We start from the raw sequence: 24799 nt of genomic DNA, 5'->3' as shown, positions 1-24799 counted from the left end.
AACGGACCCGCCGCCCTACAGCCCCAGCACATCCATCATGTCGTATTCGCCCGGCCCCTTGTCCTGGCCCCAAAGCGCGGCCCGCAATGCGCCGCGGGCAAAGATGGCGCGGTCGGTGGCGATATGGCGCAGGATGACGCGCTCGCCCTCGGCGGCAAAGATCAGGTCGTGTTCACCCACGACATCGCCGCCGCGAATCGCGGAAAAGCCGATGGAGCCACGGGTGCGCGCGCCGGTCATGCCTTCGCGCGCGGGGGTACGCAATTCGTCCAGCGTGGCGCCGCGCCCCTCGGCCGCGGCCTGACCCAGCATCAGCGCGGTGCCCGAAGGCGCATCGACCTTGTGGCGGTGATGGGCCTCGACCACCTCGATGTCCCAGTCCTCGTCCAGCGCGGCGGCCACCTTGCGGGCCAGCGAGGTCAGCAGGTTCACCCCCAGGCTCATGTTTCCGGCCCGGATGATCGGGGCGTGGCGGGCGGCGGCGGCCAGCTTCCTCAGGTCATCGCCGGAAAAGCCGGTGGTGCCGATGACATGGACCGCGCGCGCCTGCGCGGCCAGTTCGGCGAAACCGACCGAGGCGGCGGGGCTGGTGAAGTCGATCACCGCCTGCGCGGGCGCGATGGCGGCCACCGCATCGTCGGTCACGGTCACGCCAAGGGGGGCGCGGCCCATCGCCTCGCCCAGGTCGCGGCCCAGCCAGTCGCTGCCCGGACGCTCGATGGCGCCGACCAGCCGCATCCTGTCGGATGCGCAGACCAGTTCGACCAGCATCCGGCCCATGCGGCCCGACACACCCGTTACGACGATTCCCGGCTTTTCCATGCGGTCCCCCTGCGTTTGGCCCTGTCTATCCCGTTGCGGCGCGGCCCGCGACCCCCTAGATGTGGGTGCATGGCACAGAACCGCTTTCATACCGGCACCGGACCCTCGCAGCGCCAGCTTCGCGTGGGCGAGCTGATTCGCCGCACCCTGTCGGAGGTGCTGACGCGCGCCGAGGTGCATGACCCCGAACTCAACCGCCACTCGATCACGGTGGGCGAGGTCCGCGCCTCGCCCGACCTCAAGGTCGCGACGGCCTATGTCATGCCGCTTGGCGGGCAGGATGCCGAAGGGGCGCTGGCCGCGCTGCGCCGCAATGCGCCCGAATTGCGCCACCTGATCGCGCGTGGCATGTCGCTGAAATACGCGCCGCAACTGCGTTTCGTGCTGGACGAGACCTTCGACCGCATGGACGACACCCGCCGGATGCTGGCCGACGAACGGGTCCAGCGTGACATCGGGGCCGAGGACGGCGACGAAGACGATGATCGCTGAACTGAAACGCCGGTTCGGGCTGGCATTGGGCGCGCTTTTCGCCCTGACCCTGCCCGTCGTCGCGCAAGACATTTGCCAGCGCGTCGACTTCGAGGGCACGGCCTATGCGCTTTGCACCGTCCAGGCCGCGCAGGAACCCGACCTGCACCTGTGGATGAACGGGCCGGACGGGCGCGTCCTGGGCGATTTCAGCCGCATCCGCGCCACCCTGCCCGAGGGCGAGGGTCTGGTCTTTGCCATGAATGCGGGGATGTTCCATTCGGATTACTCGCCCGTGGGCCTGCTGGTCCGCGACGGGGCCGAGGAAAGCGGCATCGTCACCGCCGCCGGTCCCGGCAATTTCGGGATGCTGCCGAACGGGGTGTTCTGCACGGGCGGGCAGCGGCCCTTCCAGGTGATCGAAAGCCGTGCCTTCTCCGAGGCGCGCCCGGCCTGCCGCCTTGCCACGCAATCAGGGCCGATGCTGGTCATCGACGGGCAGTTGCACCCGCGTTTCCTGGTCGATTCCGACAGCCGCCATATCCGCAACGGGGTCGGCACCTCGCCCGACGGGCAGGTGGCGTGGTTCGCGATCTCGAACCGGGCGGTGACGTTTCACGAATTCGGGCGCTTTTTCCGCGACCATCTTGGCGCGCGGGATGCGCTGTATTTCGATGGCTCGATCAGCCGGCTCTACGCCCCCGGCGTGGGCCGCGCCGATTTCGGGCGCCGGATGGGGCCGATCGTCGGCCTGACCGCAAAGGACTGACACAGAATGGCGCGCAAGAAGGGCCGCGATATTTCCGGCTGGCTGATCGTGGACAAGCCCGCAGGCGTGGGTTCCACCGATGTCGTGGGCAAGGTCCGCTGGGCGCTGGACGCGAAGAAGGCAGGCCACGCGGGCACGCTGGACCCCGACGCGACGGGCGTGCTGGCCGTGGCGCTGGGCGAGGCGACCAAGACCGTCCCCTACCTGACCGAGGCGCTGAAATGCTATGATTTTACCGTGCGTTGGGGGGCCGAGACCAGCACGGACGACGCTTCGGGCGCGGTCGTCAAGACCAGCGACGCCCGCCCGGACGAGGCTGCGATCCACGCCGCGCTGCCGGGTTTCATGGGCGATATCATGCAGGTGCCGCCCGCGGTTTCGGCGGTCAAGGTCGATGGCGCGCGCGCCTATGACCTTGCGCGCGAGGGCGAGGCGGTCGAACTGGCCGCCCGCCCGCTGTGGGTCGAATCGCTGGAACTGCTTGCCGCGCGCGGGGATGAGGCCGATCTGCGCATGGTCTGCGGCAAGGGCGGCTATGTCCGCGCCATCGCCCGCGACCTTGGCCGCGCGCTTGGCTGCCTGGGCCATGTCGTGACGCTGCGCCGCATCTGGTCCGGCCCGTTCGAGGCGGCGCAAGGCATCGCATGGGACCGCATCGACCGCGCCAACCAGGCGGAAATCGAGGCCGCCCTGCTGCCCCTGCAAGCCGCCCTGGACGAATTGCCCGAGATGCAGGCGACCGAGATGGGCGAAACCCGCATCCTGAACGGCAACCCCGGCCAGGTCACCGGCCACGCCGATTTCGGAACCGAGGTCTGGGTCAGCCGCCACGGACGCCCGCTTTGCATCGGCAATTACATGGGCGGAGAGGTGCAGCCGAGCCGCGTCTTCAACCTCTAGAACGGAACCGCTTCAGAACGGAACGGGCGCGGTGAAGGTCTGCGACACGCCGCTGTCGGGATGACGGATGCGCAAAGATTGGGCATGCAGCATCAGGCGGGGATGCGCCGCCGCCTTTCCCTGCGCATAAAGCGGGTCGCCCAGGATCGGGTGTCCAAGCGCCAGCATATGCACCCGCAACTGATGGCTGCGGCCCGTGACCGGCATCAGCCGCACGCGGGTTTCCGCGTCATCGGCCCGGATCACGCGCCAGTCGGTTTGCGCGGGCTTGCCGTTTTCGTGATCGACCATCTGGCGCGGGCGGTTCGGCCAATCGACGATCAGCGGCAGATCGACGGTGCCGCTCTTCGGTTCCAGCCGCCCGTGCAGCCGCGCGACATAGATCTTGCGCACCTGCCGTTTCTCGAACTGCTGGCCCAGGTGGCGCTGCGCGTGGGGGGTCAGCGCAAAGACCATGATGCCAGACGTGTCCTGATCCAGCCGATGCACCAGCAGCACCTGCGGAAAGGCGCCGCGCAGGCGGGCAATCAGGCAATCGGCGCGGTCCTCGGTCCGTCCGGGGACCGACAGCAGCCCGGCCTGCTTGTCCACGACCAGGATTTCATGGTCGTGATGCAGGATGCGCGGCGCGTCGGGCGGAGGGGTATAGGCAAAGTCCATCCCCCCGTCTCTAGCCCGCAAGCCGCGCGCTGACCAGAGCGCGTCAGCCGGTTGCAACGTCGCGCAGGATGGCGGGCAGGTCGCGGCGCAGCAGTTCCATCCCGCCCGGACGCCAGCCCATCGCCGCCAGCCGCGCGCATTCCAGCACCCGCATCCCGCCCCGGTCCGCGCATTGGGGCAGCACCGTGCCGCAGCCGGTCAGCCGGGCGATTTCGGCCAGCAACTCGCGCCGGTCCAGCACCAGGTCGCTGGCGTTATAGCTGCCTTGCAGGCCGGGGTCGTCCAGCATCAGCAGGGCGGCGCGGCCCAAGTCGGCGCCATGCAGTTCCGTCGCGACGCGCGGGGCCGGGGTCCGGCCGTTCAGGAAATCGCCGATGATCCCCGCCCATTTCTGCGGCTTGCCCGGCCCATAGATGCCGGTCGCGCGCAGGCTGCCCGTCCTGAAGTCACCGTCCGCCATCTGCGCCAGCGCCTGTTCCGCGTGGGCCTTGACCTGACCGTAAAGCGCCACGGGCGCGGGGGGCAGGTCGTCGGGCAGCACCCCCGGCGGGTGGCCGTCATGCACGGCGCGCGAGGACAGGAACAACACCCGCCGGACGCCCTGTTCCTTCGCGCCGCGAAACAGCCGGATCGAGCCATCCAGGTTGGCCGCGACGAAACCGTCGGGGTCGTCGCCCTCGCCCCCTCGGTAAAGACCGGGAAGGTGGTGCAGCGCGGCATGGACCAGCGCGTCGCAGCCGCGCATGTCGGGCACCTGCCCCAGCCGCCAGCCGGGACGCGAAAGGCAAACCAGATCATGCCCCGCGCCCTGCAAGGCCCGCGCGATCCAGCGGCCCGCCATGCCGCTGGCGCCGGTGATCGCGACCCTCATGCCATGCCCGGTGGCGGCGGCAAGTCGCGCGGATCGGGCACCGGGCCGTCACCCGCATGGGCGCGCCACAGATCGACCAGCACGCGCAGGCTGTCGGCCTTGGCATGGTCCTGCCAGGGCTTTTCATATTGGTAATGCAGCACGCGAATGTCCTGCCAGCGCCACAGTTCGGGCAGGTTCAGCCAGACATATTGCAGCATGTTGTCGAAAACCGGCAGCCCGTGCCAGTTCGGGAAATATTCCTGCAAGAAGGTCTGGTCGGTCCGCCGCCAGAACGCGCCGGGCCGGTCCAGCCGCGCCAGCATATCCCGAAACGTCGCGCCCGAGGGCCGCGCGGTGAACACGCCCGAGTTCAGCCGGTGGAAATCGGCAAGGCTTTCATAGACGTTCGGCGCAGCCGAGAACTGGGGGTAGTCAAACAGCCGGTCGATGTCTTGCAGCACGATCGCGTCAGCGTCGATGAAGACCACCCGTTCGTAATCAAGCTGCCACAGCCTCAGCTTGGCGAAATTGTCCAGGGGCGTGTGAAAGGGCGGCTTTTCGCCCTTGGTGAAGGGCGCCGCGCCATGCAGCGTACCGCGGGCATGGGCCGCGTTGAACCCGTCCGAGGTCGGCAGCAGATCGACCTGCACCAGCCGCCCGCCCAGATCGCGCAGCATGTCGCGCGAAGCCGGGTCCAGTTCGGTGAACATCACCACCAGATCGGCCCCGGTCCCCGTCCGGCGCAGCGAACGCAGCAGGGCCGCCGCACCGATGGCGTATTCGGCATTGGTGGCCAGCGTGACATAGGCCCGCCGGTCACGGGCGGGCCTTTCGGCAGCGATTGCGTTCATGAAACCGAGCGCAGGCGCTTGCCTTCGGGGTCATGCTCGATCCGTTTCGCAAGGTCGCGGGTCCAGGCGCTGACGGCGGGCACGCGGGCGCGGTCGATGCGATGGGCGTATTTGCGGGCGACATCGACGACCTCGGACAAAAGCCCTTCGGCCAGGGTGGTCGGTTGCAGGCCAAGCGCCAGGAACTGGTCGTTCTTGACGATCAGGTCGTTTTCCTCGGCCTCTTTGCGCGGGTTGGGCAGCCAGGCGATGCGCGCGCCGGTCAGGCGCGCGACCATCTCGGCCAGATCGCGGATGCGGTGCGTCTCGGTCATCTGGTTGAAGATGCGCACCCGCTCGCCCGCCTTCGGCGCGTCGGCCAGCGCCAGCTCGATGCAGCGGACCGAATCCTGGATGTGGATGAAGGCCCGCGTCTGGCCGCCGGTGCCATGAACGGTCAGCGGGTGGCCGATGGCGGCCTGGATCAGGAAACGGTTCAACACGGTGCCATAATCGCCGTCGTAGTCGAAACGGTTGATCAGTTGTTCGTGCCGCCGGGTCTGGTCGGTATGGGTGCCCCAGACGATGCCCTGGTGCAGGTCGGTGATGCGCAGCCCGTCGTTTTGCGCATAGAACTGGAACATGATCTGATCCAGGCTTTTCGTCATGTGATAGACCGAGCCGGGCCGCGTCGGATATAGGATCTGCTGCGGACGCGGGCCGCCCGGCGTGTCGATCTGCACGTCCAGATAGCCCTCGGGGATCGGCGCGCCGACGCTGGAATAGCCATAGACCCCCATTGTTCCCAGGTGGACCAGATGCGCGTCGATGCCGGTTTCCACCAGCGCCGCCAGCAGGTTGTGCGTGGCGCTGGTGTTATTGTCCACGGTATAGACCTTGTGGCGGTCGGTCTTCATCGAATAGGGCGCGGCGCGCTGTTCGGCGAAATGGATCACCGCGTCGGGGCGCTGTTCGGCCAGCCATTGCTTGAGCCGTTCGTATTCCGCCGCAAGGTCAAGCAGATGAAAGTGGATCCGGCGGCCCGTTTCGTCATGCCAGATCCGGCAGCGTTCCTGGATCGAATCCATCGGGGTCAGCGACTGGACACCCAGTTCCGTATCGATCCTGCGGCGCGACAGGTTGTCGATGATATGGATATCGTGGCCCAGTTCCGAAAGGTGGAGGGCGGTCGGCCAGCCGACGAAACCGTCGCCGCCCAGAATCGCGATGCGCATTGCGAACTCCTGAAATATGCAACGCATGAATGCCCCCCGAATGTGACAGATTGCCGACAGCCGCGCGATATGGCCCTTTTCCCCAAGGCTGAATTTCGCCCATGCCCAACCGCCGCAGGATGGTGTAATGCGGGTTTTGGCATCTGAATGAATTGCATGGCAGGCAGGCGACGGGTAAGCACGGGGGATGATCTCTCAAAAGACGAAATACGCCATCAAGGCGCTGATGGAGCTTGCCGACGAAGCCGAGGCTGGCGGCAGCGCCCTGACCATCGAAGAGATCGCGACACGTTCCGGCGCGCCCAAGCGTTTCCTGGAACATATCATGCTCGAGCTGCGCAACGCGGGCTATGTCGGCTCGCGCCGCGGACGGGCGGGCGGCTATGTGCTGATCAAGCGGCCCTCGGATATCTCGATCGGCGAATTGCTGCGCCAGGTGGACGGTCCCATCGCCCCCCTGCCCTGCCTGTCGCGCCGCTCTTATCAACGCTGCGAGGATTGCGAGGACGAGGCCACCTGCCGCCTGCGCCACATGTTCGGCCAGCTCTTCTGGTCCTATCTTCTGCTGGTCGAATCGCTGACGCTGGCCGACCTTGTCGCGGACGGCGGCCTGCCCGATGTCGTCAATGCCTGATCCCCGCCCCCAGCCGATGCAAGGCCATGCCATGTCGAAGAATTCGGACACCCCTACCCCTGCCGCCCCCGGTATCCCGCTGGCGGGCGTGATCGGCTGGCCGGTCGCGCATTCGCGCTCGCCCCGGCTGCACGGGCATTGGCTGCGCCGCTACGGGATCGCGGGCCATTACATCCCCATGCCCGTCCGCCCCGAACATCTGGCCGAGGCGCTGCGCACCCTGCCCCGGCTGGGTTTCGTCGGCATCAACGTCACCATCCCCCATAAGGAAGCCGTGCTGGCCCTTGCCGATCACGTCACCGACCGCGCGGCGCTGATCGGGGCGGCGAATACGCTGATCCTGCGGCCCGATGGCAAGATCCATGCCGACAATACCGACGGTTACGGCTTTATCGCCAACCTGCGCCAGCATGCGCCCGACTGGCGGCCCGAAATCGGGCCGGCCGCGCTGATCGGTGCGGGCGGGGCGGCGCGGGCGGTCGTGGCCTCGCTGCTGGATGCGGGGGTGCGCGAGTTGCGCATCGCCAACCGCACCCGCCTGCGGGCCGAGCAGATCCGCACGGAATTCGGCGCCCGCATCACCGTCTACGACTGGGCACAGGCGGGCAACATGCTGGAAGGGGCGGCGACTGTGGTCAACGCCACCTCGATGGGGATGGACGGCAAGCCGGCGCTGCGCCTGCCGCTGGATGCGCTGTCGCCCGATGCGCTGGTCACGGACCTTGTCTATACGCCGCTGGACACGCCCTTTCTGGTCGCGGCCCGCGCGCAAGGCTGCCGCACCGTCGACGGGCTGGGAATGCTGCTGCATCAGGCCGCGCCGGGGTTCGAACGCTGGTTCGGCACCCGCCCGCAGGTGGACGACGACCTGCGCCGCGCGGTCCTGGCATGAGCTTCCTGCTGGGCCTGACCGGCGGCATCGGCATGGGCAAGACCACCGCCGCAGGGATGTTCCGCGCGCTTGGCCACCCGGTCTGGGACGCAGATGAGGCCGTCCATCGCCTTTATGCCCACGGCGGCGCGGCAGTCGCGCCGGTCGCCGCCGCCTTCCCCCAGGCGCTGGCGGGTGGCGCCATCGACCGCGAGGCGCTGAAACGCGCCTTGCAGGCCGATCCGCAGGCGCTGGCGCGGCTGGAATCCATCGTCCACCCGCTGGTCGCCGCCGACCGCCAGACCTTCATCCACGACCACCGGGATGCGCCGATCGTGGTGCTGGACATCCCCCTGCTGTTCGAAACCGGGGCCGAGGCGGCGATGGACGGGGTCGCGGTCGTTTCGGCCCCCCCCGAGGTTCAGCGCGCAAGAGTGATGGCCCGCCCCGGCATGACCGCGCAGGTGCTGGACATGATCCTTGCCCGCCAGATGCCTGACGCCGACAAGCGGGCGCGGGCGGATTGGATCATCCCCTCGGATACGATGGAAGGCGCGCGCGCCGCCATCATGGACATCTGCGCGCGGATCATGGAAAAACACCCCCATGCGTGAGATCGTCCTGGATACCGAAACCACCGGATTCGACCCCGACAAGGGCGACCGCCTTGTCGAGATCGGCGCCATCGAACTGGTCAACCTGCTGCCCACGGGCCGCACCTTCCACGTCTACATCAACCCCGAGCGTCCCATGCCGCAAGAGGCGTTCGAGGTTCACGGGCTTGGCGACGACTTCCTGGGCGACAAGCCCAAATTCGCGCAAGTGGCGGCGGATTTCCTGGAATTCGTCGGCGGCGACGGCCAACTGGTCATCCACAACGCCGCTTTCGACATGAAATTCCTCAATGCCGAGCTGCGGCTGGCGGGCCACCCCACCCTGCCCTTCAGCCGCGCCACCGACACGCTGGAAATCGCGCGGCGCAAGTTTCCGGGCGCGCAGAACACGCTGGATGCGCTGTGCCGGCGCTTCGGGGTGGACAACTCGAACCGGACGCTGCACGGCGCGCTTCTGGACAGCGAATTGCTGGCCGAGGTCTACCTGGCGCTGATGGGCGGACGCCAGCCGGACCTGGTGCTGGAACCCGTGGCGGGCGGCGACGAACGGGACGGCGCTGCCGGGCAGGCCACGGCGGCCCGGCGCGCGGCGCGGCCCCGCCCCTTGCCCCCGCGCCTGACGCCGCAGGAAACCGCTGCGCACGAGGCCTTTGTCGAGCAGATGGGCGCGGACGCGCTGTGGCTGCGTTATCGCAACGCTGCGTCCTGATCGGCACTGCCGGGTTGGCAGCAAGGCACGGATCGGGCAAAGCTGAAACCATGCAAGCCACGACGGACAACCCCACGATAGGAGGCGCGTTTTGATAGCCGACTGGTGGCGTTTCCTCATGGCCGTGATCGAGCGGCTGGACAAGATCCATCTCAGCCTGATCGCCGCGGGCGTGGCCTTCTACGGCATGTTCGCCGTCTTTCCCGGACTGGCCGCGCTATTCGCGCTGTGGGGGCTGTGGTATGATCCGCAGGTGATCCAGCAATTCGTCCATGTCGCGGACGAATTCATCCCGCAGGGCGCGGTCGACATCATCCACGGGCAGGTCGATCAGTTGATGCAGGCGGGGCGGACGCAACTGGGCTGGACCACCGCCATTTCCTTCCTGGTCGCCACCGTGGCCGCGCGCGCCGGTGTCGATGCGCTGATCCGGGGGCTGAACGCGGCGCATGGCGTCAGGTCGCATTCGACGATCTTCGGCTTCCTGCTGGCCTATGTGCTGACGCTGGCGCTGGTGGGCGTCGTCCTGATGGGGCTGGTCACGGTGGTCATCGGCCCGCTGGCGATCAACTTCCTGACCGAGGGGCCGCTGCAAAGCTGGCTGAACAGCCTTGTCCCCTGGGCGGTGATGTTCCTGATCGTGCTGATCGCCATCGGCATCCTCTATCGCTATGGCCCGAACGTGAAGGCCCCGCGCACGGCGATCTTCACCTGGGGTTCGCTGATCGCGGCGGTCCTGTGGGCGGCGGCCTCTTACGGGTTTTCGGCCTATCTGAGCAGCTTCAACAGCTATAACCGCATCTATGGCTCGATCGGGGCGGTGATCGCGCTTCTGATGTGGTTCTACCTTGGCGGGTTCTCGGTCCTGCTGGGGGCGCTGATCAATGTCGAGATGGCCCGGCGCAGGCGCGTGGTGGCCGCCCGCGCGGCGCGTCAATCGGCGCGCAAGGCGCAAGAAGGCACCACCGGCAACGGCTAATGCCGCGCGCCCTGCCGCGCCGCCGAGGTCAGCACCACCTGTTGAAGGTCCAGGTTGCCGGCAGGATGGACCTTTTCGGCGGTGAAGCACAGTCGCAGGACATAAAGGCCGTCCGATTCCTCGATCACCGCTTCGCCGTCAAGCTGCATGGCGAAAGCCTCGATCAACTGGCTGCCCAGGCCGGTGCCTTCGGATCCTTCGTCCACCATCTGGCCGGTCGAATTCGTGATCTCCAGCATATGCTGGCCGTCGCTGGTCGGCACGAGGACCACGCGGACCCAGGGTGCTGCGCCTTCCACCGGCGGGGCGGCGTATTTCAGCGCGTTGGTAAAGGCCTCGGTCGCCAGCAGGGACAGCGGCACCGCCTGGTCGGGCACGAGGTTGAGCGGCTCGATCCGGGTTTCGATGCGCAGGCCGGACCCCGCCTCGACCGAGGTATTGCCCATCTGGCTGATGACCTCGGAAATCAGCCGCCCCGCCTCGACCGAATCCAGATGCTCGGCCTGGTAGAGATTGCGATAGATCGAGGCCAGCGCCGCCACCCGATCCTGAACCGAGCGCAGCACCCGCCGCGCCTGATCATGGTCGATCAGCCGGATCTGCATGTTGATGATCGAGGCGATAAGCTGAAGGTTGTTCTTGACGCGGTGGTGGACCTCTTTCAGCAGGACCGTCTTTTCGTTGACCGCGCTTTCCAGCGCCACCTCGTCGCGGATCAGGATGCGGGCCATGTTGTGGAAGGTCTGGCTCATGTCCGCGATCTCGGCGGGGGCGGTGCGCAGCACGGGCGGCGGCTTGTCCCGGTCGGCGATGGCAAAGCGGCGCATCTGCTGGCGCAGGACCTTGATATGGCGCAGAACCAGCCGGTAGACGGCGAAATAGGCCACCACCAACGACACGACCCACAGCAGCATCGGCAGCAGGAAGGCGGTGAAGCGCGTCAGGTTCACGCCCGCCACGCCCGATTGCGCGGTGTTCCAGCTTCCCATCGTATAGACCAGCCCCGGCACCACGGGAACGATGCTGAAAACCCGTGTCTCGCCATTGGCAGCGCGCGCGCGAAAGGTGGTTTCGCTGCGCGCGACCAGCGAGGTCAGCGGCTGGCCTTCGGGCAGCAATTCGGCGATATCCTCGCCAGGGTGCTGCTCGACCGACAGGATCTGGCCCTGGTTGTTGAAGGTCAGGATGCGCGCCTGTTCAGTCCCGTAGCCGGGCTGGTGCGAGGACCGCAGCAGGTCATGCGACATCGCGACCGAGGTATAGCCCAGCAACTGGCTGCCGCGATAAAGCGGCTGCATGACGGCCACGATCGGCATGCCCAGGACCGGGTCCTGCATGGACGAGGTGACGAAAGTGCCGGGATCGGCCAGAAAGCCGCGAAACTCGCGGCTGTCAGACAGGTCGAATTCACCCGGCACCGAGGAACACGAGGTCCGCCCGCCGAGGTCGGTAAAGCCCGCATAGGCGAAGATCGCCGTGCTTTCGACGAAACCGGACATGACCTCGGAACACAGGCCGGGGTCGTCCAGCGTTTCCAGGATCGCCAGCCCCAGCGCGTCGGCGCTGCCAAGGGCGCCCTGCAACAGCGCCCTTTCGCCTGCCGCCGCCGCCGCGGTGCGCCCCAAGAGCGCGATCTCGGCCGAGCGTTCGTATTCCCGCGACAGGTGCAGCGTCTGGATGACCAGGATCAGGCCGATGGGCAGGATCGCGACCGAAAGCAGGCTGCCCAGCCGAAAACCCAGCCCCTTGGTGAACTCCAACCGCTCGGACAGACGGCGCAACACCGCGGCGGCCTAGCGAAGGACCGAGCCGTTTTGCGACATCACGGCCAGCGTCGCGCTGTCGGTCATGTCCATATCCTCGCCCTCGTCCAGTTGCAGCAATTCGGCCAGCCTGCGGCGGCCCCGATTGGCGCGGGACTTGACGGTTCCCACGGCAACGCCGGTCATCGAGGCGGCTTCCTCGTAGGAAAAACCCGATGCGCCGACAAGGATCAGCGCCTCGCGCTGTTCGTCCGGCAGCTTGTCGAAGGCCGTGCGGAAATCGTTGAGCGCCAGCCGCCCGTCATGTTCGGGCCGCGTGGTCTGCTGCGCCGCATAGATGCCGTCGGTATCGCTGACCTCGCGCCGGACCTTGCGGCGGGCCGAATAGAAGGTGTTGCGCAGGATCGTGAAAAGCCAGGCGCGCAGGTTGGTGCCGGCCTGGAACTTGTCGATATGGGTCCACGCCTTGACGATAGTGTCCTGCACCAGGTCGTCGGCGGATGAGCCGTCCCGCGTCAGCGACAGCGCGAATGCGCGCAGCGCGGGCAGGTGGTCCACCAATTCGTCGCGCGGATTGGGGCCCGAGGCGGTGGCGCTGCTTTTGTTCGACTTGTCCATCTACGGCCTACCCCTGCTCTCGCAACTGTTCCAGCAAGTGGCGGAAACGGTCGGGCAAGGCCTGCTTGGCGTCTTCCTCGTAGACGCGCTTGAGGTTTTCGTCGATCTGCCTTTCGATGGCTGCTCGCTTGCGTTCTTCACGCTTGGTATTCATTTTGTTGACCTTGGAAATCTTGTGCGCACGTGACCTAACCGATAACAACGGGAAGAGTTCCTGTTTCACCTTATTGAATCGAGGATGCAATGTCTGCTGGTGATCTTGCCCAAGCCATAGCGCGAGAACTACCCTATCTGCGCCGTTACGCGCGCGCCCTGACCGGCAATCAGGTCGCCGGGGACAATTACGCCGCCGCCACGCTGGAGGCGATCCTGGAAGATCGCGACCTGCTGCGCGACGACGAACCCCGCGTCGGCCTTTTCCGCGCCTTCCACGTCATCTGGCAAAGTTCCGGCCAGCCCGTGGACGACAGCGAAACGGGCCGCGCCGCCAAGGCGCAGGACCGCCTGCGCACGCTGACCCCCAACTCGCGCGAGGCGCTGCTGCTGCGCACCATCGAAGAGCTGCGCTATGACCAGATCGCCCGCATCATGCAGCTTGGCCAGCCCGAGGCCGAGGAACTGGTCCAGATCGCGCTGAACGAAATGGCCCGCTCGATCAGCGGCAATATCATGGTGATCGAGGATGAGACGATCATCGCGATGGACCTCAAGGGCATCGTGCAATCGATGGGTCATTCGGTCACCGGCATCGCGCGCACCCATTCGGCGGCGATCGAACTGGCGAGAAAGCAGCGTCCCGACCTGATCCTTGCCGATATCCAGCTTGCCGACGGCTCGTCCGGGATCGAGGCCGTGAACGAATTGCTGGCCAGCCTGGGCGAGGTGCCCGTGATCTTCATCACCGCCTTCCCCGAACGCTTGCTGACCGGCGAACGGCCCGAGCCTGCCTTCCTGATCTCGAAACCCTATTCCGAGGAACAGGTGCGTTCGGCGGTCAGCCAGGCGATGTTCTTCGCCTCGTCCGCCGAGGTCGATCTGGCGCGCTGATGCGCAACCTTGGGGCGACGCCCTGCCCCGGCATTTCGGGCATCGTGCCGGGGTCTGAATGCTGATCTCGGCCGACCGGGTGCTGGTCTTGGGCGCGTGGCAGTCCGGCATGGTGCTGCGCATCCAAGGTGGGCGCGTGGCCGAGTTGCGCCCCCTTGCGCCGGGCGACCGGCCCGACCGCCACGTCACCCTGCTGGCCCCCGGCCTGAGCGACCTGCAAGTGAACGGCGGCGGCGGGGTGCTGGTGAACGCCGACCCCTCGCCCCAAGGGCTGCGGGCGATCCGCCGGGCGCATCTGCGGCTTGGCACCGCGCAGATCATGCCGACCGTCATCACCGACGCGCCGCAGGTGATCGAGGCCGCCGCTGACGCCGCCATCGTCTGCAAGGACGATCCCGGCCTGTTGGGCCTGCATATCGAGGGGCCGCATATCGCCCCTGCCCGCCGCGGCACCCATGATGCGCGCCATATCCGCCCGCTGGACCGGCACACGCTGGAGATCCTGCGCCGGTTGCGCGACGCTGGCCTGCCGGTGATCCTGACGCTGGCCCCCGAACTGGCCGACCCCGCGCCGATGGCCGAGGCCGCGGCGATGGGCGTCACCCTTTCCGCCGGGCACAGCGCGGCAAGCGCGGCCCAGACACGGCAGGCGCTGGCGCAGGGCGTGACCATGTTCACCCATCTTTTCAACGCGATGCCGCCGATGCTGTCGCGCGATCCGGGCATTGCCGGGGCGGCGGTCCTGTCGGATGCCCATGTCGGGCTGATCTCAGACGGCATCCATGTCGATTGGGACATGCTGCGCATCGCGCTGGCCGCGCGGCCCCGCGAAGGACGCAGCTTTCTGGTGTCCGACGCCATGCCGACGGTCGGCGGGCCGGACCACTTCACGCTTTACGGCCAGCAGATTCATGTCAAGGACGGCAGGCTGGTCAATGCCGAGGGCGCGCTGGCCGGTGCGCATGTCAGCCTGCTGGATTGCGTCCTGCGCCTGCACCGCCACGCGGGCACCCCGCTGGAAACCGCGCTGGCGATGGCCAGCGACATCCCCCGCGCCGCCATCGGCCTGCCGCCGCTGCAACTGGCGCCCGGCCTGCCGCTGGATCACCTGCTGGTGCTGGACGGCGAAACGCCTGTCCTGCTGGGTTAGGCCAGCCGCGCCCGTGCCTCGGCATATTCGCGGGCAAGCTGGTCCACGATGGCGCCGGCGGGCCTGATTTCGCGCACCGCGCCGATGCCCTGACCCGCGCCCCAGATCTGGCTCCACGCCTTGGGGCGGCTGCTTGCGGCGTCATCGGCGCCGAAATCCATATGGGTGGGATCGCCGTCAAGCGCCGTCGGATCCAGCCCCGCGTTGCGGATCGAAGGCGCAAGGTAATTCCCCGCAATCCCGGTGAAAGAGGCAGAGTTCACGATATCCTCGGCCCCGCAATCGACGATCATCTGCTTGTAATCGGGCACCGCGCGCGATTCCGTGCTGGCGATGAAGGGACTGCCGATATAGGCCAGATCGGCCCCCATCACCTGCGCGGCCAGCACCGCGCGGCCCGTCGCGATCGCGCCCGACAGCAGCAGCGGCCCATCGAACCACTGCCGGATTTCCTGCACCAGCGCAAAGGGCGATTGCGGCCCGGCATGGCCCCCCGCCCCCGCCGCGACGGCGATCAGCCCATCAGCGCCCTTTTCGATAGCCTTGCGGGCAAAACGGTTGTTGATGACGTCATGCAGCGCGATGGCGCCGCAATCATGGGCGGCCTCGTTCACCTCGGGCCGGGCGCCGAGGCTGGTGATCCAGATGGGAACCTTGTGGCGATTGCAAATCTCGATATCCCGCTCCAGCCGCGCGTTGCTGCGATGGACGATCTGGTTCACGGCGAAAGGCGCGGCGGGGTGGTCGGGATTGGCCTGGTTGTGGCGGTCCAGTTCCTGCGCGATCTGCGTCAGCCAGGTGTCCAGCAGCGGCGGCTCGCCCGCCGCCTCGCGCGCATTCAGCGCCGGAAAGCTGCCGACGATGCCCGCCTTGCACTGGGCGATGACCAGCTCGGGTCCCGACAGGATGAACATGGGCGAGCCGACGACGGGAATGCGCAGGTCTTGCAGGATCGGGGGCAGCATGGTCTTCCTTTCACGAACTTGCCGCAGGTTGCCGCCCCGCAAGGCGGCAACCAAGCGTAACGCGGCGTCAGAAAGGCATGGGATGGTCGCGGCGGGTCTGCTCGATCCGGTCGATGACGTCATCCGTCAGCCGCAGGTCCAGCCCGGCGATCAGGTGATCCAACTGCGCCGGATCGGTCGCGCCGATGATCGGGATGATCGGAAAGGGCCGCGTCCGCTGCCAGGCGATGGACAGGTGGATCAGGTCCAGCCCCACCTCATCCGCAAGGGCCTTGTAGGCGGCGACGGCGGCGATGGCCTGCGGCGTCCGGCGGCCGCCAAGCTTGCCGGTGCCGCCATTGGCCGCATCGACCGCCGCGCGGCTGCCATCGGGCAGGGCACCGTCCAGGTATTTCCCGGTCAGCAATCCCGCCGCCAGCGGCGAATAGGACAAGAGCGTCACCCCTTCGTTCACCGCCATTTCCGCCATGTCAGTGTCGTAAAGGCGGTAAAGCAGCGAATATTCGTTCTGGACCGACGCCACGCGCGGCCCGCCGATGCGCGCCGCGCTGTCGATCCAGCGCGTCGTGCCCCAGGCGGATTCGTTGGACAGGCCGAAGGCACGGATCTTGCCCGCGGTCACGGCGCGGGCCAAGGCGTCCGCCACGTCCTCCATATGCGCAAGGGTGGCTGCCGGATCCTGCGCCGAAGGATCGTATCGCCAGCTTTGGCGAAAGGCATAGCTGCCGCGCATCGGCCAGTGCAACTGATAAAGGTCGATGACATCGGTTTGCAGGCGGCGCAGCGAATCCTCGATGGTGCGAAGGATGATCCGGCCATCATAGCCTTCGGCCCGGACGCTTTCGCTGGGCCCGGAAACCTTGGTCGCGATCTGGACATCATCGCGCCGACCGCGAGCGGCCAGCCATTCGCCGATGATTTCCTCGCTTCGGCCCACGGTTTCGCGGCGCACGGGGTTGACGGGATACATCTCGGCCACGTCAAGGAACGTCATCCCCACGCCAACTGCGCGATCAAGCTGGGCATGGGCGTCCCTGGCCGGTGTCTGGTTGCCGAAAGTCATCGTGCCAAGGCAGATTTCGCTGACTTTCAGGCCGCTTGTGCCAAGCTGTGTCTTCTTCACGGGCATCCTTTCCGTTCTGGCCGTCTGATCGGGGGAATGTGGGCCGCAAAAGGGCGCGGATGCAAGCCCCGGACAAGGGGACATCCCTGTGGATAAGCGGGTGGGGGAATCGGCTCGGTTTTTGTGGAGCGGCAAGCCCCGCCACCGGGCCTGTTGATAACCGGCGGGAACCAAGCCGGAACCAGGCGCAACCATCCACAAGGGGAAAACCCATGCCGATCTTTCCACAGGCTTGGGAAAAGAAATTTTATCCACAGGTTTGTCAGCAGATGGATATAGACATAATTTACTGATTTTTATTTGTTTTATTTCACCTATCCCCGGCCCGGAACAAAATTCTTCACAGGCTGGTAACCTGGGGATGATTTCCGGCAAGCCGGCTTGTCCAGTTTTCCACATGCCTTAAAACAACAACAACATTCATTTTCTTTTCTTATTTCAATAAGAGAGAGCCGGAAGGCAGGAGAGACGAATGACCGAACTGCTCAGCATGGCCTATCCCTGGATCAAGGCGCTGCATATCATGGCTGTGATCGCCTGGATGGCAGGGATCTTCTATCTGCCCAGGCTGTTCGTCTATCATGCGGAACGCGGCGGACAGGGGGTCGAACCGGTCGCATCCTTCGTCATCATGGAAGACAAGCTGATCCGGCTGATCATGCGCCCCTCGATGGCGGTGACATGGCTGGCGGGGCTGGCGCTGGTCGCGATACCGGGGCTTGTCGACTGGTCGATGGTCTGGCCCTGGACCAAGGCGGCGGGCGTGCTGGGGATGAGCTGGTTTCACGGCTGGCTGGAGGGGCAGCGCCGCGCGCTTTTGCGCGGGCAGGGCGCCACGGGGCGCAGCTATCGCATCATGAACGAGGTCCCGACCCTGCTGATGGTGTTGATCGTGCTGTCGGTGGTGGTCAAGTTCTGAGAATTGACTTTTTCTGGCGGGGCGATTATCTGGGGTGAAACCGCCGTCCGGCGGGGGATTCCTCCTGACACAAGAACGCAAGCCCGGCCGTCCGGGCCGTTTCCCATATGAGCGCGATGATGAGCGAAGAACGTCTTAACCTGGCCGACCTGAAGGCCAAGACGCCGGCCGACCTGCTGGCTATGGCCGAAGAGTGGGAGATCGAGAACGCCTCGGCCATGCGCAAGGGCGAGATGATGTTCTCGCTGCTGAAGGAACATGCCGAGGATGGCTATGAAATCGGCGGCGACGGCGTGCTGGAGGTGGTGCAGGATGGTTTCGGCTTTCTCCGCTCGCCCGAGGCGAACTATCTGCCGGGTCCCGATGATATCTATGTCAGCCCCGACATGATCCGCCAGCACAGCCTGCGCACCGGCGACACGGTCGAAGGGGTGATTCGCGCGCCGGGCGAGAATGAGCGTTATTTCGCGCTGACCAAGGTCGAGCAGATCAATTTCCAGGACCCCGCCAAGGCACGGCACAAGGTGGCCTTCGACAACCTGACGCCGCTTTACCCCGATGAACGGCTGAAGATGGAGATCGAGGATCCCACGATCAAGGACCGTTCGGCCCGGATCATCGACCTGGTCGCACCCATCGGGAAGGGGCAGCGTTCGCTGATCGTGGCACCGCCGCGCACGGGTAAAACGGTTCTGCTGCAAAACATCGCCCATTCGATCGAACGCAATCATCCCGAATGCTACCTGATCGTGCTGCTGATCGACGAACGGCCCGAGGAAGTGACCGATATGCAACGCTCGGTCCGGGGCGAGGTCGTGTCCTCGACCTTCGACGAACCGGCCAGCCGTCACGTTGCGGTGTCGGAAATGGTGATCGAAAAGGCCAAGCGCTTGGTTGAGCATAAACGAGATGTTGTTATCTTGCTTGATTCGATCACAAGACTTGGTAGGGCCTTCAACACGGTCGTGCCAAGTTCGGGCAAGGTTCTGACGGGCGGTGTGGATGCGAATGCCCTGCAACGGCCCAAGCGATTCTTTGGCGCGGCGCGTAATATCGAGGGTGGCGGGTCGCTGACCATCATCGCGACGGCGCTGATCGACACCGGGTCGCGCATGGATGAGGTGATCTTTGAAGAATTCAAGGGCACTGGCAACAGCGAGATCGTCCTGGATCGCAAGGTTGCCGACAAGCGCGTCTTCCCGGCGATGGATATCCTGAAATCCGGCACCCGGAAGGAAGAGTTGCTGGTCGATGCCAAGGACCTGCAAAAGACCTATCTTCTGCGCCGCATCCTGAACCCGATGGGCACGACCGATGCGATCGAGTTCCTGATCTCGAAGCTGAAACAGACCAAGACCAACAGCGAGTTCTTCGATTCGATGAACGCCTGACGGATGTTCGACGGAGGATGATGTGGACACCATCTTCGCGGAAGCAACCCCCCCTGGCCGTGGGGGGGTTTCTGTCGTTCGGATAAGCGGACCCGATGCGCGCCGCGTGGCCGAGGATCTGGCCGGGCCGTTGGGACCTGCCCGTTATGCCGGGTTGCGCGCCCTGAAAGACCAGGGTGAGGTGATAGATCGCGCCTTGGTGCTTTGGTTTGAACAAAATCAAAGCTTTACCGGGGAAGAGGTTGTCGAATTTCATCTGCACGGCGCGCCCGTGATCGGTTCCCGGATCTCGGATGCGTTATTGGCACGAGGTTTGCGCCGGGCAGAGGCGGGGGAATTTACCCGCCGCGCTTTCATCAACGGCAAGATGGACCTTGCTGCCGCCGAGGGGCTTGCCGATCTGCTGGCAGCCGAAACCGAAGCACAGCGCAAGCTGGCAATGAAGGCGGCTGATGGCGAACTTGGAAAACTGGCCGAAGATCTGCGAAAAAACCTGATCCGTGCCGGGGCGTTGATCGAAGTAAGCATTGATTTCGCGGATGAAGAGGTTCCCGACGAGGTTCCTGACGAAGTATTTTCGCTGATGGGGGATGTTCGTGAGATCCTGGAAGGCTTGTTGAAAACCTACCCGGCAGCCGAGCGGTTGCGTGAAGGTTATGAGGTTGCGATTATCGGACCGCCCAATGCTGGAAAATCAAGTCTGCTGAATCGGATCGCACAACGGGAAGTTGCCCTGGTCACGGATGTGGCGGGCACGACGCGGGATATTCTGGAGCTTCGCGTCGATCTGCGTGGACTGCCGGTCACCTTTCTGGACACCGCTGGCTTGCGCGAGGGCGCTGAATATGTCGAAGCCCTGGGGATCGAACGCGCCCGGAAAAGGGCCGGGAAGGCTGATCTGCGGATTCACCTGTCCGAGGATGGGCAAAGGCAAGCGCCCTTTGCTGAAGGTGATCTGGTTGTTCGTTCCAAGGATGACTTGACGGGGGATGGGGGTGAGTTTGCGGTATCCTCGTTCACGGGAAAGGGTATCGCGGAACTTCTTGATCGGATATATGATCTGCTGAAGGCTAGGGCCGTGGATTCGGCGCTGGTCAGCCGAAAGCGTCAGGCGGAAGCGGTGAGGCGGGCGGTGACCGCGTTGGATATTTCCGACGTTCCGTCGGAAATACTTGCCGAAGCGGTTCGTAGGGCAGGGCAGGAACTGGCAAGCATGACTGGCCGTTTTGGGGCCGAGGATTATCTGGATGAGATATTCTCATCCTTCTGCATTGGAAAGTAGTGTTCCACGTGAAACAATTCGATGTTGTTGTCGTTGGCGGGGGTCATGCCGGTGTCGAGGCGGCAATGGCGGCTGCGCGGATGGGATGTCAGACAGCGCTGATCACGCTTCGCAAGCGTGATATTGGAACGATGTCTTGCAATCCCGCGATTGGCGGCCTTGGGAAGGGTCACCTTGTTCGTGAGATTGACGCTCTTGATGGTGTCATGGGCGTTCTGGCCGATCGGGCTGGCATTCAGTTCCGTTTGCTTAACCGACGTAAAGGTCCTGCGGTTCAAGGTCCCCGGGCACAACAAGATCGCGATCTTTACCGGCACGCCGCAATATCTTGTGTGGATAAGCAAGAAAATCTTACGCTGATCGAAGGCGAGGTAAGCGGAATTGCATGGGAGGGCGAACATGTCGCAGGCGTGTCCCTGCAAGACGGTAGAGATTTTTCCGCGTCTCAGGTTGTCCTGACCACGGGAACCTTCCTTAACGGCGTTATTCATATAGGAGACGTCAGCAGGCCGGCGGGGCGTTGGGGGGACGAGGCCTCGGTTTCGCTTGCCAACTCACTTCGTGCATTGGACTTGCCGGTTGGCCGTCTTAAAACCGGGACGCCACCGCGCCTTGATCGGCATACGATCGATTGGGACAGGCTTGAACAACAGCCGGGGGACGAAATTCCCACGATGTTCTCATATCTTAGCACGGCACCCGCCGTTGCTCAGATTAGTTGTGGCATCACGCACACGAATGAGCAAACTCATCGCCTAATTCGGGACAACCTGCATCGCTCTGCCATGTATGGCGGGCATATCGCTGGGGCTGGACCTCGTTATTGCCCGTCGATTGAAGACAAGGTGGTGCGTTTTTCGGATAAGAACTCGCATCAGATTTTCCTGGAACCCGAGGGATTACAAAGTGATATGGTATATCCGAACGGAATATCCACGTCGCTTCCCGAGGAAATTCAGATACAATACGTCCGGTCCATCGCGGGGTTGGAGGATGTGACCATCCTGCAACCTGGCTATGCGATCGAGTACGATTACATAGATCCCCGGGCGCTGAAGCGGACGCTTGAGCTGAAATCCCGTGTCGGTTTGTTTCTTGCTGGGCAGATCAACGGGACCACGGGGTATGAGGAAGCCGCCGCACAAGGGCTGGTGGCGGGTATCAACGCCGCTTTGCAAGCGCAAAAGCGGGAGGTTTTTCATTTCAGCCGTGCGGAAAGCTACATCGGCGTGATGATCGATGATCTGATCACGCGGGGCGTTAGTGAACCTTACCGAATGTTTACCTCCCGGGCCGAATTTCGCCTGTCGCTGCGCGCGGATAACGCGGATCAGCGGCTGACGGGGATTGGTATTGATCTCGGCTGCGTATCCCGGCAGAGGAAAGGGCATTTCGCGAAGAAAATGACGTCTTACCAAGTGCTTCGCAACCGCGCTGAAGCACTTTCCTTCTCGCCCCAACAACTGGAAAAGCTCGGAATTTCAGTAAGGAATGACGGGTCAAAGCGCAGTCTTTTCCGGCTTCTTGGACAACAATCCCTTGATCGAAAGGTGGTTCTGGCTCTGGATGAACAGCTTTCCCAGTCTGATCCCAGGATTATCGACCAACTGAGTATCGATGCCCTGTATGATCAATATGTAGCAAGGCAGAAACAGGATTCCGAAATGCTCAAGCGGGAGGAAGCCATCTGCATCCCGCCCGACTTCGATTTCAACCTGCTGTCGGGCTTGTCCAGTGAGTTGCAGACCAAGCTGCAAGCTCAAAAACCGCTTTCAATAGCAGAGGCCGCCAAAATCGAGGGAATGACCCCCGCCGCGCTTACCTTGCTTGTCGCTACCATCAGATCCAGACGCCGGAAAACGGCATGAGTGTTTCACGTGAAACAGAGGAGAAGCTTGCGGCCTATGCCGATCTTCTTCGCAAGTGGAATCCCCACATCAACCTCATTGCGCCTTCAACGGTCGATGACTTGGAGCATCGTCACATAGAAGATTGCAGCCAGCTTGCTGTTCTTGCACCGCAAACCGGATCATGGTTGGACATGGGCAGCGGCGGTGGACTGCCGGGCGCCATTATTGCCATATATCGCCCACAACTTCAGGTGAGCCTGCTAGAAAGTGATAGAAGAAAAGCCGAGTTTCTACGCGCGGTTGCCAGGAAGTTGGAACTGAAGAATGTGACCGTCCTGGCACAGCGCATTGAGGCAACGGAGGCGCTGAAAAGCGACAATATCAGCGCAAGGGCGCTTGCTTCACTGGATCGGCTCATGGCATATGTTGACGGACATCTTGCGGCGGATGGGACTGCTTGGTTCATGAAGGGTAAAACATGGCAATCCGAGGTCGAGGAAGCCCGCAAACATTGGCGTTTTGATCTGGAAACCTTCAGAAGTGTCACCGATCCCGAAGCTGCCATATTGAAAGTCAGAAAGATACGCCATGTCTAAACCTCGCATTGTCGCGATTGCGAATCAAAAGGGTGGTGTCGGAAAGACGACGACAGCGATCAATCTCGGGGCAGCCTTGGCTGAACTGGGGCATTCCGTCGTCATTATCGATCTCGATTCCCAAGGGAACGCTTCCACCGGGCTTGGTATCCCCGCCGAAGAGCGGGTTTTGACGTCCTTCGATCTTCTGGCGACAGATGAAACGCTGGAAGCCTGCCTGGTTTCGACCGAGGTTGAGAATCTCAGGCTGGTTCCTTCGACCTCGGACCTTGCTTCGGCGGATGTTCAACTGTCCACGACGCCGGGTCGAACCCAGTTGTTGCGGAACAAGATCGCGGACATACAAGGTATTGATTTCATCTTGATTGATTGTCCGCCCGCCTTGGGCTTGCTTACCCTGAACGGCATGGTCGCCGCCCACAGCATCCTGGTTCCGCTTCAGGCGGAATTCTATGCGTTGGAAGGACTTTCCCAACTGCTGACCACGGTGCGCGAGGTTCGCCAGTCCGCCAATCCCGATCTTCGGATCGAGGGGATCTTGATGACCATGTCGGACAATCGCAACAATCTGTCGCAGCAGGTCGAGGCCGACGCCAGAAACACGCTTTCTGACCTTGTTTACAAGACGGTCATTCCGCGCAACGTGCGGTTGTCCGAGGCGCCGTCACATGCCATGCCGGTCCTGCGCTACGACACCACTTCAAAGGGCAGCAACGCCTATCGAAGTCTGGCACAGGAATTTCTTCAGCGGCAGCTTGTAACTGCGTAATTTTGACAGGATGGCAGAGATGAAGAACGAGAAACGAGGCTTGGGTCGCGGTTTGTCCGTCCTGATGGCGGATGTCGATCTTGTTCCCAACGATCGCCCCAGCCCTCGCCAGGTGCTTCCGGTCGAGCAGTTGACCCCGAACCCCGACCAGCCGCGCCGCAGTTTCGCGCCCGAAGCCTTGCAGGAGTTGGCGGAATCCCTGCGCAATCGCGGCATGTTGCAGCCTCTGATCGTGCGGCCCCATCCTTCCGATGATGGTCTTTATCAGATTGTCGCAGGGGAACGGCGCTGGCGTGCCGCGCAGATCGCGCAACTTCATGAAGTTCCCGTGATCGTCCGGGAGTTGACCGATACCGAGGTTCTGGAAGTCGCGATCGTCGAAAACATCCAGCGCGCCGACCTGAATGCGATCGAAGAGGCCGCCTCGTATCGCCAGTTGATGGATCGCTTTGGCCATACGCAGGAAAAGCTTGCGGAAGCCCTGAACAAGAGCCGCAGCCATATCGCCAACCTTCTTCGTCTGCTGAACCTGCCCGAACAGGTGCAGATCTGGTTGAAGGAAGGCAAACTGACGGCAGGCCATGCGCGGGCATTGATCACCGCCCCCAATGCCGTTGAACTTGCGCGAAAGATCATCGAAAAGGGCCTCTCCGTCCGCGAGGTCGAGGACCTTGTACGCAAACAGTCCGAACCTGCGCAACCCCGCTCGTCACGATCCAAGGCGCCTGAAAAAGACGCGGATACGCGGGTTCTGGAAGGGGACCTGTCGGCCCAGTTGAAGATGCAGGTCAGCATCAATCATCGCGGAACCGAGGGCGGACAGTTGGTCATCACATATCGCGACCTGGATCAACTGGATCGGCTTTGCCAGTTGCTGGCCAATTAAGCGGTTGAAATAAAATATAAATATCGGATGCTGATGACAGACGGACCGTCGACAGAATCCAACCTTCGGACGTAATTTCAGAAAATAGGTGGA

General features: G+C 64.0%; 27 protein-coding genes. 17 read left to right on the top strand and 10 right to left on the bottom strand.

Features of this window, described 5'->3' with window-relative positions; genetic code table 11:
- Positions 1-15 precede the first annotated feature (15 nt).
- Positions 16-822: a 4-hydroxy-tetrahydrodipicolinate reductase gene (dapB, locus tag Q0O97_RS03025; protein ID WP_294924675.1), complete on the bottom strand. Its 807-nt coding sequence runs from the start codon at positions 820-822 to the stop codon at positions 16-18.
- A gap of 69 nt (positions 823-891) precedes the next feature.
- Between dapB and rbfA the strand changes: the two genes are divergently transcribed.
- The 3 genes from rbfA to truB are packed head-to-tail and all read left to right on the top strand — an operon-like array spanning position 892 to position 2962.
- The gene (rbfA, locus tag Q0O97_RS03020) at positions 892-1314 is read left to right on the top strand and encodes a 30S ribosome-binding factor RbfA (protein WP_294924673.1); all 423 of its coding nucleotides are present in this window, start codon (positions 892-894) and stop codon (positions 1312-1314) included.
- A complete protein-coding gene (locus tag Q0O97_RS03015; protein ID WP_294924671.1) occupies positions 1304-2062 on the top strand; it encodes a phosphodiester glycosidase family protein in 759 nt (252 codons plus the stop codon). The genes rbfA and Q0O97_RS03015 overlap by 11 nt, the downstream gene beginning before the upstream one ends.
- A gap of 6 nt (positions 2063-2068) precedes the next feature.
- A complete protein-coding gene (gene truB, locus Q0O97_RS03010) occupies positions 2069-2962 on the top strand; it encodes a tRNA pseudouridine(55) synthase TruB (protein WP_294924669.1) in 894 nt (297 codons plus the stop codon).
- A 12-nt stretch (positions 2963-2974) separates the two neighbouring features.
- On the opposite strand, the gene Q0O97_RS03005 is transcribed toward truB, so the two are convergent.
- Genes Q0O97_RS03005 through Q0O97_RS02990 form a run of 4 tightly spaced genes read right to left on the bottom strand, consistent with a single transcriptional unit; the run spans position 2975 to position 6540 of the window.
- On the bottom strand, positions 2975-3622 hold the full coding sequence (locus Q0O97_RS03005) for a pseudouridine synthase (protein WP_294924667.1): 648 nt from the start codon (positions 3620-3622) through the stop codon (positions 2975-2977).
- A gap of 43 nt (positions 3623-3665) precedes the next feature.
- Positions 3666-4493, bottom strand: coding sequence for an NAD(P)-dependent oxidoreductase (locus Q0O97_RS03000; RefSeq protein WP_294924665.1), 828 nt, complete (start codon positions 4491-4493; stop codon positions 3666-3668).
- A complete protein-coding gene (locus tag Q0O97_RS02995) occupies positions 4490-5326 on the bottom strand; it encodes a glycosyltransferase (protein ID WP_294924663.1) in 837 nt (278 codons plus the stop codon). The genes Q0O97_RS03000 and Q0O97_RS02995 overlap by 4 nt, the downstream gene beginning before the upstream one ends.
- A complete protein-coding gene (locus Q0O97_RS02990) occupies positions 5323-6540 on the bottom strand; it encodes an NAD-dependent epimerase/dehydratase family protein (RefSeq protein ID WP_294924661.1) in 1218 nt (405 codons plus the stop codon). Before Q0O97_RS02990 ends, Q0O97_RS02995 begins: the two co-directional genes overlap by 4 nt.
- A 187-nt stretch (positions 6541-6727) precedes the next feature.
- Between Q0O97_RS02990 and Q0O97_RS02985 the strand changes: the two genes are divergently transcribed.
- From Q0O97_RS02985 to Q0O97_RS02965, 5 genes are all read left to right on the top strand, one after another.
- A complete protein-coding gene (locus tag Q0O97_RS02985; RefSeq protein ID WP_294924652.1) occupies positions 6728-7174 on the top strand; it encodes an Rrf2 family transcriptional regulator in 447 nt (148 codons plus the stop codon).
- Between the two features lie 31 nt (positions 7175-7205).
- On the top strand, positions 7206-8066 hold the full coding sequence (locus Q0O97_RS02980) for a shikimate dehydrogenase (protein WP_294924649.1): 861 nt from the start codon (positions 7206-7208) through the stop codon (positions 8064-8066).
- Entirely contained in the window at positions 8063-8659 is a 597-nt protein-coding gene (coaE, locus tag Q0O97_RS02975; RefSeq protein WP_294924646.1) for a dephospho-CoA kinase, read from the top strand. Before Q0O97_RS02980 ends, coaE begins: the two co-directional genes overlap by 4 nt.
- The gene (gene dnaQ, locus Q0O97_RS02970) at positions 8652-9368 is read left to right on the top strand and encodes a DNA polymerase III subunit epsilon (RefSeq protein WP_294924643.1); all 717 of its coding nucleotides are present in this window, start codon (positions 8652-8654) and stop codon (positions 9366-9368) included. Before coaE ends, dnaQ begins: the two co-directional genes overlap by 8 nt.
- Before the next feature lie 91 nt (positions 9369-9459).
- Positions 9460-10347: a YihY/virulence factor BrkB family protein gene (locus tag Q0O97_RS02965; protein ID WP_294924641.1), complete on the top strand. Its 888-nt coding sequence runs from the start codon at positions 9460-9462 to the stop codon at positions 10345-10347.
- On the opposite strand, the gene Q0O97_RS02960 is transcribed toward Q0O97_RS02965, so the two are convergent.
- Genes Q0O97_RS02960 through Q0O97_RS02950 form a run of 3 tightly spaced genes read right to left on the bottom strand, consistent with a single transcriptional unit; the run spans position 10344 to position 12882 of the window.
- Entirely contained in the window at positions 10344-12131 is a 1788-nt protein-coding gene (locus Q0O97_RS02960; protein WP_294924639.1) for a histidine kinase dimerization/phosphoacceptor domain -containing protein, read from the bottom strand. The two genes, Q0O97_RS02965 and Q0O97_RS02960, sit on opposite strands and share 4 nt — an antisense overlap.
- Positions 12132-12140: 9 nt before the next feature.
- A complete protein-coding gene (locus Q0O97_RS02955; protein ID WP_294924635.1) occupies positions 12141-12728 on the bottom strand; it encodes an RNA polymerase sigma factor in 588 nt (195 codons plus the stop codon).
- A gap of 7 nt (positions 12729-12735) precedes the next feature.
- The gene (locus tag Q0O97_RS02950) at positions 12736-12882 is read right to left on the bottom strand and encodes a NepR family anti-sigma factor (protein WP_294924632.1); all 147 of its coding nucleotides are present in this window, start codon (positions 12880-12882) and stop codon (positions 12736-12738) included.
- Between the two features lie 89 nt (positions 12883-12971).
- Between Q0O97_RS02950 and Q0O97_RS02945 the strand changes: the two genes are divergently transcribed.
- Positions 12972-13775 (top strand): response regulator, encoded by an 804-nt coding sequence (locus Q0O97_RS02945; protein WP_294924629.1) that lies wholly within the window; start codon positions 12972-12974, stop codon positions 13773-13775.
- 58 nt (positions 13776-13833) lie between these two features.
- Entirely contained in the window at positions 13834-14925 is a 1092-nt protein-coding gene (locus Q0O97_RS02940; protein WP_294924626.1) for an N-acetylglucosamine-6-phosphate deacetylase, read from the top strand.
- Here Q0O97_RS02940 and Q0O97_RS02935 read toward each other — a convergent pair.
- Both Q0O97_RS02935 and Q0O97_RS02930 read right to left on the bottom strand, forming a co-directional pair.
- Positions 14922-15890, bottom strand: a complete 969-nt coding sequence (locus Q0O97_RS02935) for a nitronate monooxygenase family protein (protein ID WP_294924623.1) — start codon at positions 15888-15890, stop codon at positions 14922-14924. The genes Q0O97_RS02940 and Q0O97_RS02935 overlap by 4 nt on opposite strands.
- Positions 15891-15957: 67 nt before the next feature.
- Positions 15958-17013 (bottom strand): aldo/keto reductase, encoded by a 1056-nt coding sequence (locus tag Q0O97_RS02930; RefSeq protein WP_294924620.1) that lies wholly within the window; start codon positions 17011-17013, stop codon positions 15958-15960.
- A gap of 472 nt (positions 17014-17485) precedes the next feature.
- Between Q0O97_RS02930 and Q0O97_RS02925 the strand changes: the two genes are divergently transcribed.
- From Q0O97_RS02925 to Q0O97_RS02895, 7 genes are all read left to right on the top strand, one after another.
- Positions 17486-17932: a CopD family protein gene (locus Q0O97_RS02925; protein WP_294924618.1), complete on the top strand. Its 447-nt coding sequence runs from the start codon at positions 17486-17488 to the stop codon at positions 17930-17932.
- Positions 17933-18051: 119 nt separating this feature from the next.
- Complete coding sequence (gene rho / locus Q0O97_RS02920; protein ID WP_294924615.1) at positions 18052-19323, top strand: transcription termination factor Rho; 1272 nt, start codon at positions 18052-18054, stop codon at positions 19321-19323.
- 22 nt (positions 19324-19345) lie between these two features.
- Positions 19346-20605: a tRNA uridine-5-carboxymethylaminomethyl(34) synthesis GTPase MnmE gene (mnmE, locus tag Q0O97_RS02915; protein WP_294924612.1), complete on the top strand. Its 1260-nt coding sequence runs from the start codon at positions 19346-19348 to the stop codon at positions 20603-20605.
- An 8-nt stretch (positions 20606-20613) separates the two neighbouring features.
- Positions 20614-22473, top strand: a complete 1860-nt coding sequence (gene mnmG, locus Q0O97_RS02910; protein ID WP_294924610.1) for a tRNA uridine-5-carboxymethylaminomethyl(34) synthesis enzyme MnmG — start codon at positions 20614-20616, stop codon at positions 22471-22473.
- Entirely contained in the window at positions 22470-23051 is a 582-nt protein-coding gene (gene rsmG / locus Q0O97_RS02905; protein ID WP_294924607.1) for a 16S rRNA (guanine(527)-N(7))-methyltransferase RsmG, read from the top strand. The genes mnmG and rsmG overlap by 4 nt, the downstream gene beginning before the upstream one ends.
- A complete protein-coding gene (locus tag Q0O97_RS02900) occupies positions 23044-23820 on the top strand; it encodes a ParA family protein (RefSeq protein WP_294924603.1) in 777 nt (258 codons plus the stop codon). Before rsmG ends, Q0O97_RS02900 begins: the two co-directional genes overlap by 8 nt.
- 10 nt (positions 23821-23830) lie before the next feature.
- A complete protein-coding gene (locus Q0O97_RS02895; protein WP_294924601.1) occupies positions 23831-24706 on the top strand; it encodes a ParB/RepB/Spo0J family partition protein in 876 nt (291 codons plus the stop codon).
- Positions 24707-24799: the final 93 nt, after the last annotated feature.

Source organism: uncultured Paracoccus sp., from assembly GCF_945915435.1.
Taxonomy (GTDB): Bacteria; Pseudomonadota; Alphaproteobacteria; order Rhodobacterales; family Rhodobacteraceae; genus Paracoccus.
This window is presented reverse-complemented; position numbering and strand designations above follow the sequence as displayed.

Bases quoted from the DNA above. Each gene is read 5' to 3' on its own strand.
- dapB (WP_294924675.1), bottom strand. From the start codon at position 822: ATGGAAAAGCCGGGAATCGTCGTAACGGGTGTGTCGGGCCGCATGGGC.
- rbfA (WP_294924673.1), top strand. From the start codon at position 892: ATGGCACAGAACCGCTTTCATACCGGCACCGGACCCTCGCAGCGCCAG.
- Q0O97_RS03015 (WP_294924671.1), top strand. From the start codon at position 1,304: ATGATCGCTGAACTGAAACGCCGGTTCGGGCTGGCATTGGGCGCGCTT.
- truB (WP_294924669.1), top strand. From the start codon at position 2,069: ATGGCGCGCAAGAAGGGCCGCGATATTTCCGGCTGGCTGATCGTGGAC.
- Q0O97_RS03005 (WP_294924667.1), bottom strand. From the start codon at position 3,622: ATGGACTTTGCCTATACCCCTCCGCCCGACGCGCCGCGCATCCTGCAT.
- Q0O97_RS03000 (WP_294924665.1), bottom strand. From the start codon at position 4,493: ATGAGGGTCGCGATCACCGGCGCCAGCGGCATGGCGGGCCGCTGGATC.
- Q0O97_RS02995 (WP_294924663.1), bottom strand. From the start codon at position 5,326: ATGAACGCAATCGCTGCCGAAAGGCCCGCCCGTGACCGGCGGGCCTAT.
- Q0O97_RS02990 (WP_294924661.1), bottom strand. From the start codon at position 6,540: ATGCGCATCGCGATTCTGGGCGGCGACGGTTTCGTCGGCTGGCCGACC.
- Q0O97_RS02985 (WP_294924652.1), top strand. From the start codon at position 6,728: ATGATCTCTCAAAAGACGAAATACGCCATCAAGGCGCTGATGGAGCTT.
- Q0O97_RS02980 (WP_294924649.1), top strand. From the start codon at position 7,206: ATGTCGAAGAATTCGGACACCCCTACCCCTGCCGCCCCCGGTATCCCG.
- coaE (WP_294924646.1), top strand. From the start codon at position 8,063: ATGAGCTTCCTGCTGGGCCTGACCGGCGGCATCGGCATGGGCAAGACC.
- dnaQ (WP_294924643.1), top strand. From the start codon at position 8,652: ATGCGTGAGATCGTCCTGGATACCGAAACCACCGGATTCGACCCCGAC.
- Q0O97_RS02955 (WP_294924635.1), bottom strand. From the start codon at position 12,728: ATGGACAAGTCGAACAAAAGCAGCGCCACCGCCTCGGGCCCCAATCCG.
- Q0O97_RS02950 (WP_294924632.1), bottom strand. From the start codon at position 12,882: ATGAATACCAAGCGTGAAGAACGCAAGCGAGCAGCCATCGAAAGGCAG.
- Q0O97_RS02945 (WP_294924629.1), top strand. From the start codon at position 12,972: ATGTCTGCTGGTGATCTTGCCCAAGCCATAGCGCGAGAACTACCCTAT.
- Q0O97_RS02940 (WP_294924626.1), top strand. From the start codon at position 13,834: ATGCTGATCTCGGCCGACCGGGTGCTGGTCTTGGGCGCGTGGCAGTCC.
- Q0O97_RS02935 (WP_294924623.1), bottom strand. From the start codon at position 15,890: ATGCTGCCCCCGATCCTGCAAGACCTGCGCATTCCCGTCGTCGGCTCG.
- Q0O97_RS02925 (WP_294924618.1), top strand. From the start codon at position 17,486: ATGACCGAACTGCTCAGCATGGCCTATCCCTGGATCAAGGCGCTGCAT.
- rho (WP_294924615.1), top strand. From the start codon at position 18,052: ATGAGCGAAGAACGTCTTAACCTGGCCGACCTGAAGGCCAAGACGCCG.
- rsmG (WP_294924607.1), top strand. From the start codon at position 22,470: ATGAGTGTTTCACGTGAAACAGAGGAGAAGCTTGCGGCCTATGCCGAT.
- Q0O97_RS02900 (WP_294924603.1), top strand. From the start codon at position 23,044: ATGTCTAAACCTCGCATTGTCGCGATTGCGAATCAAAAGGGTGGTGTC.
- Q0O97_RS02895 (WP_294924601.1), top strand. From the start codon at position 23,831: ATGGCAGAGATGAAGAACGAGAAACGAGGCTTGGGTCGCGGTTTGTCC.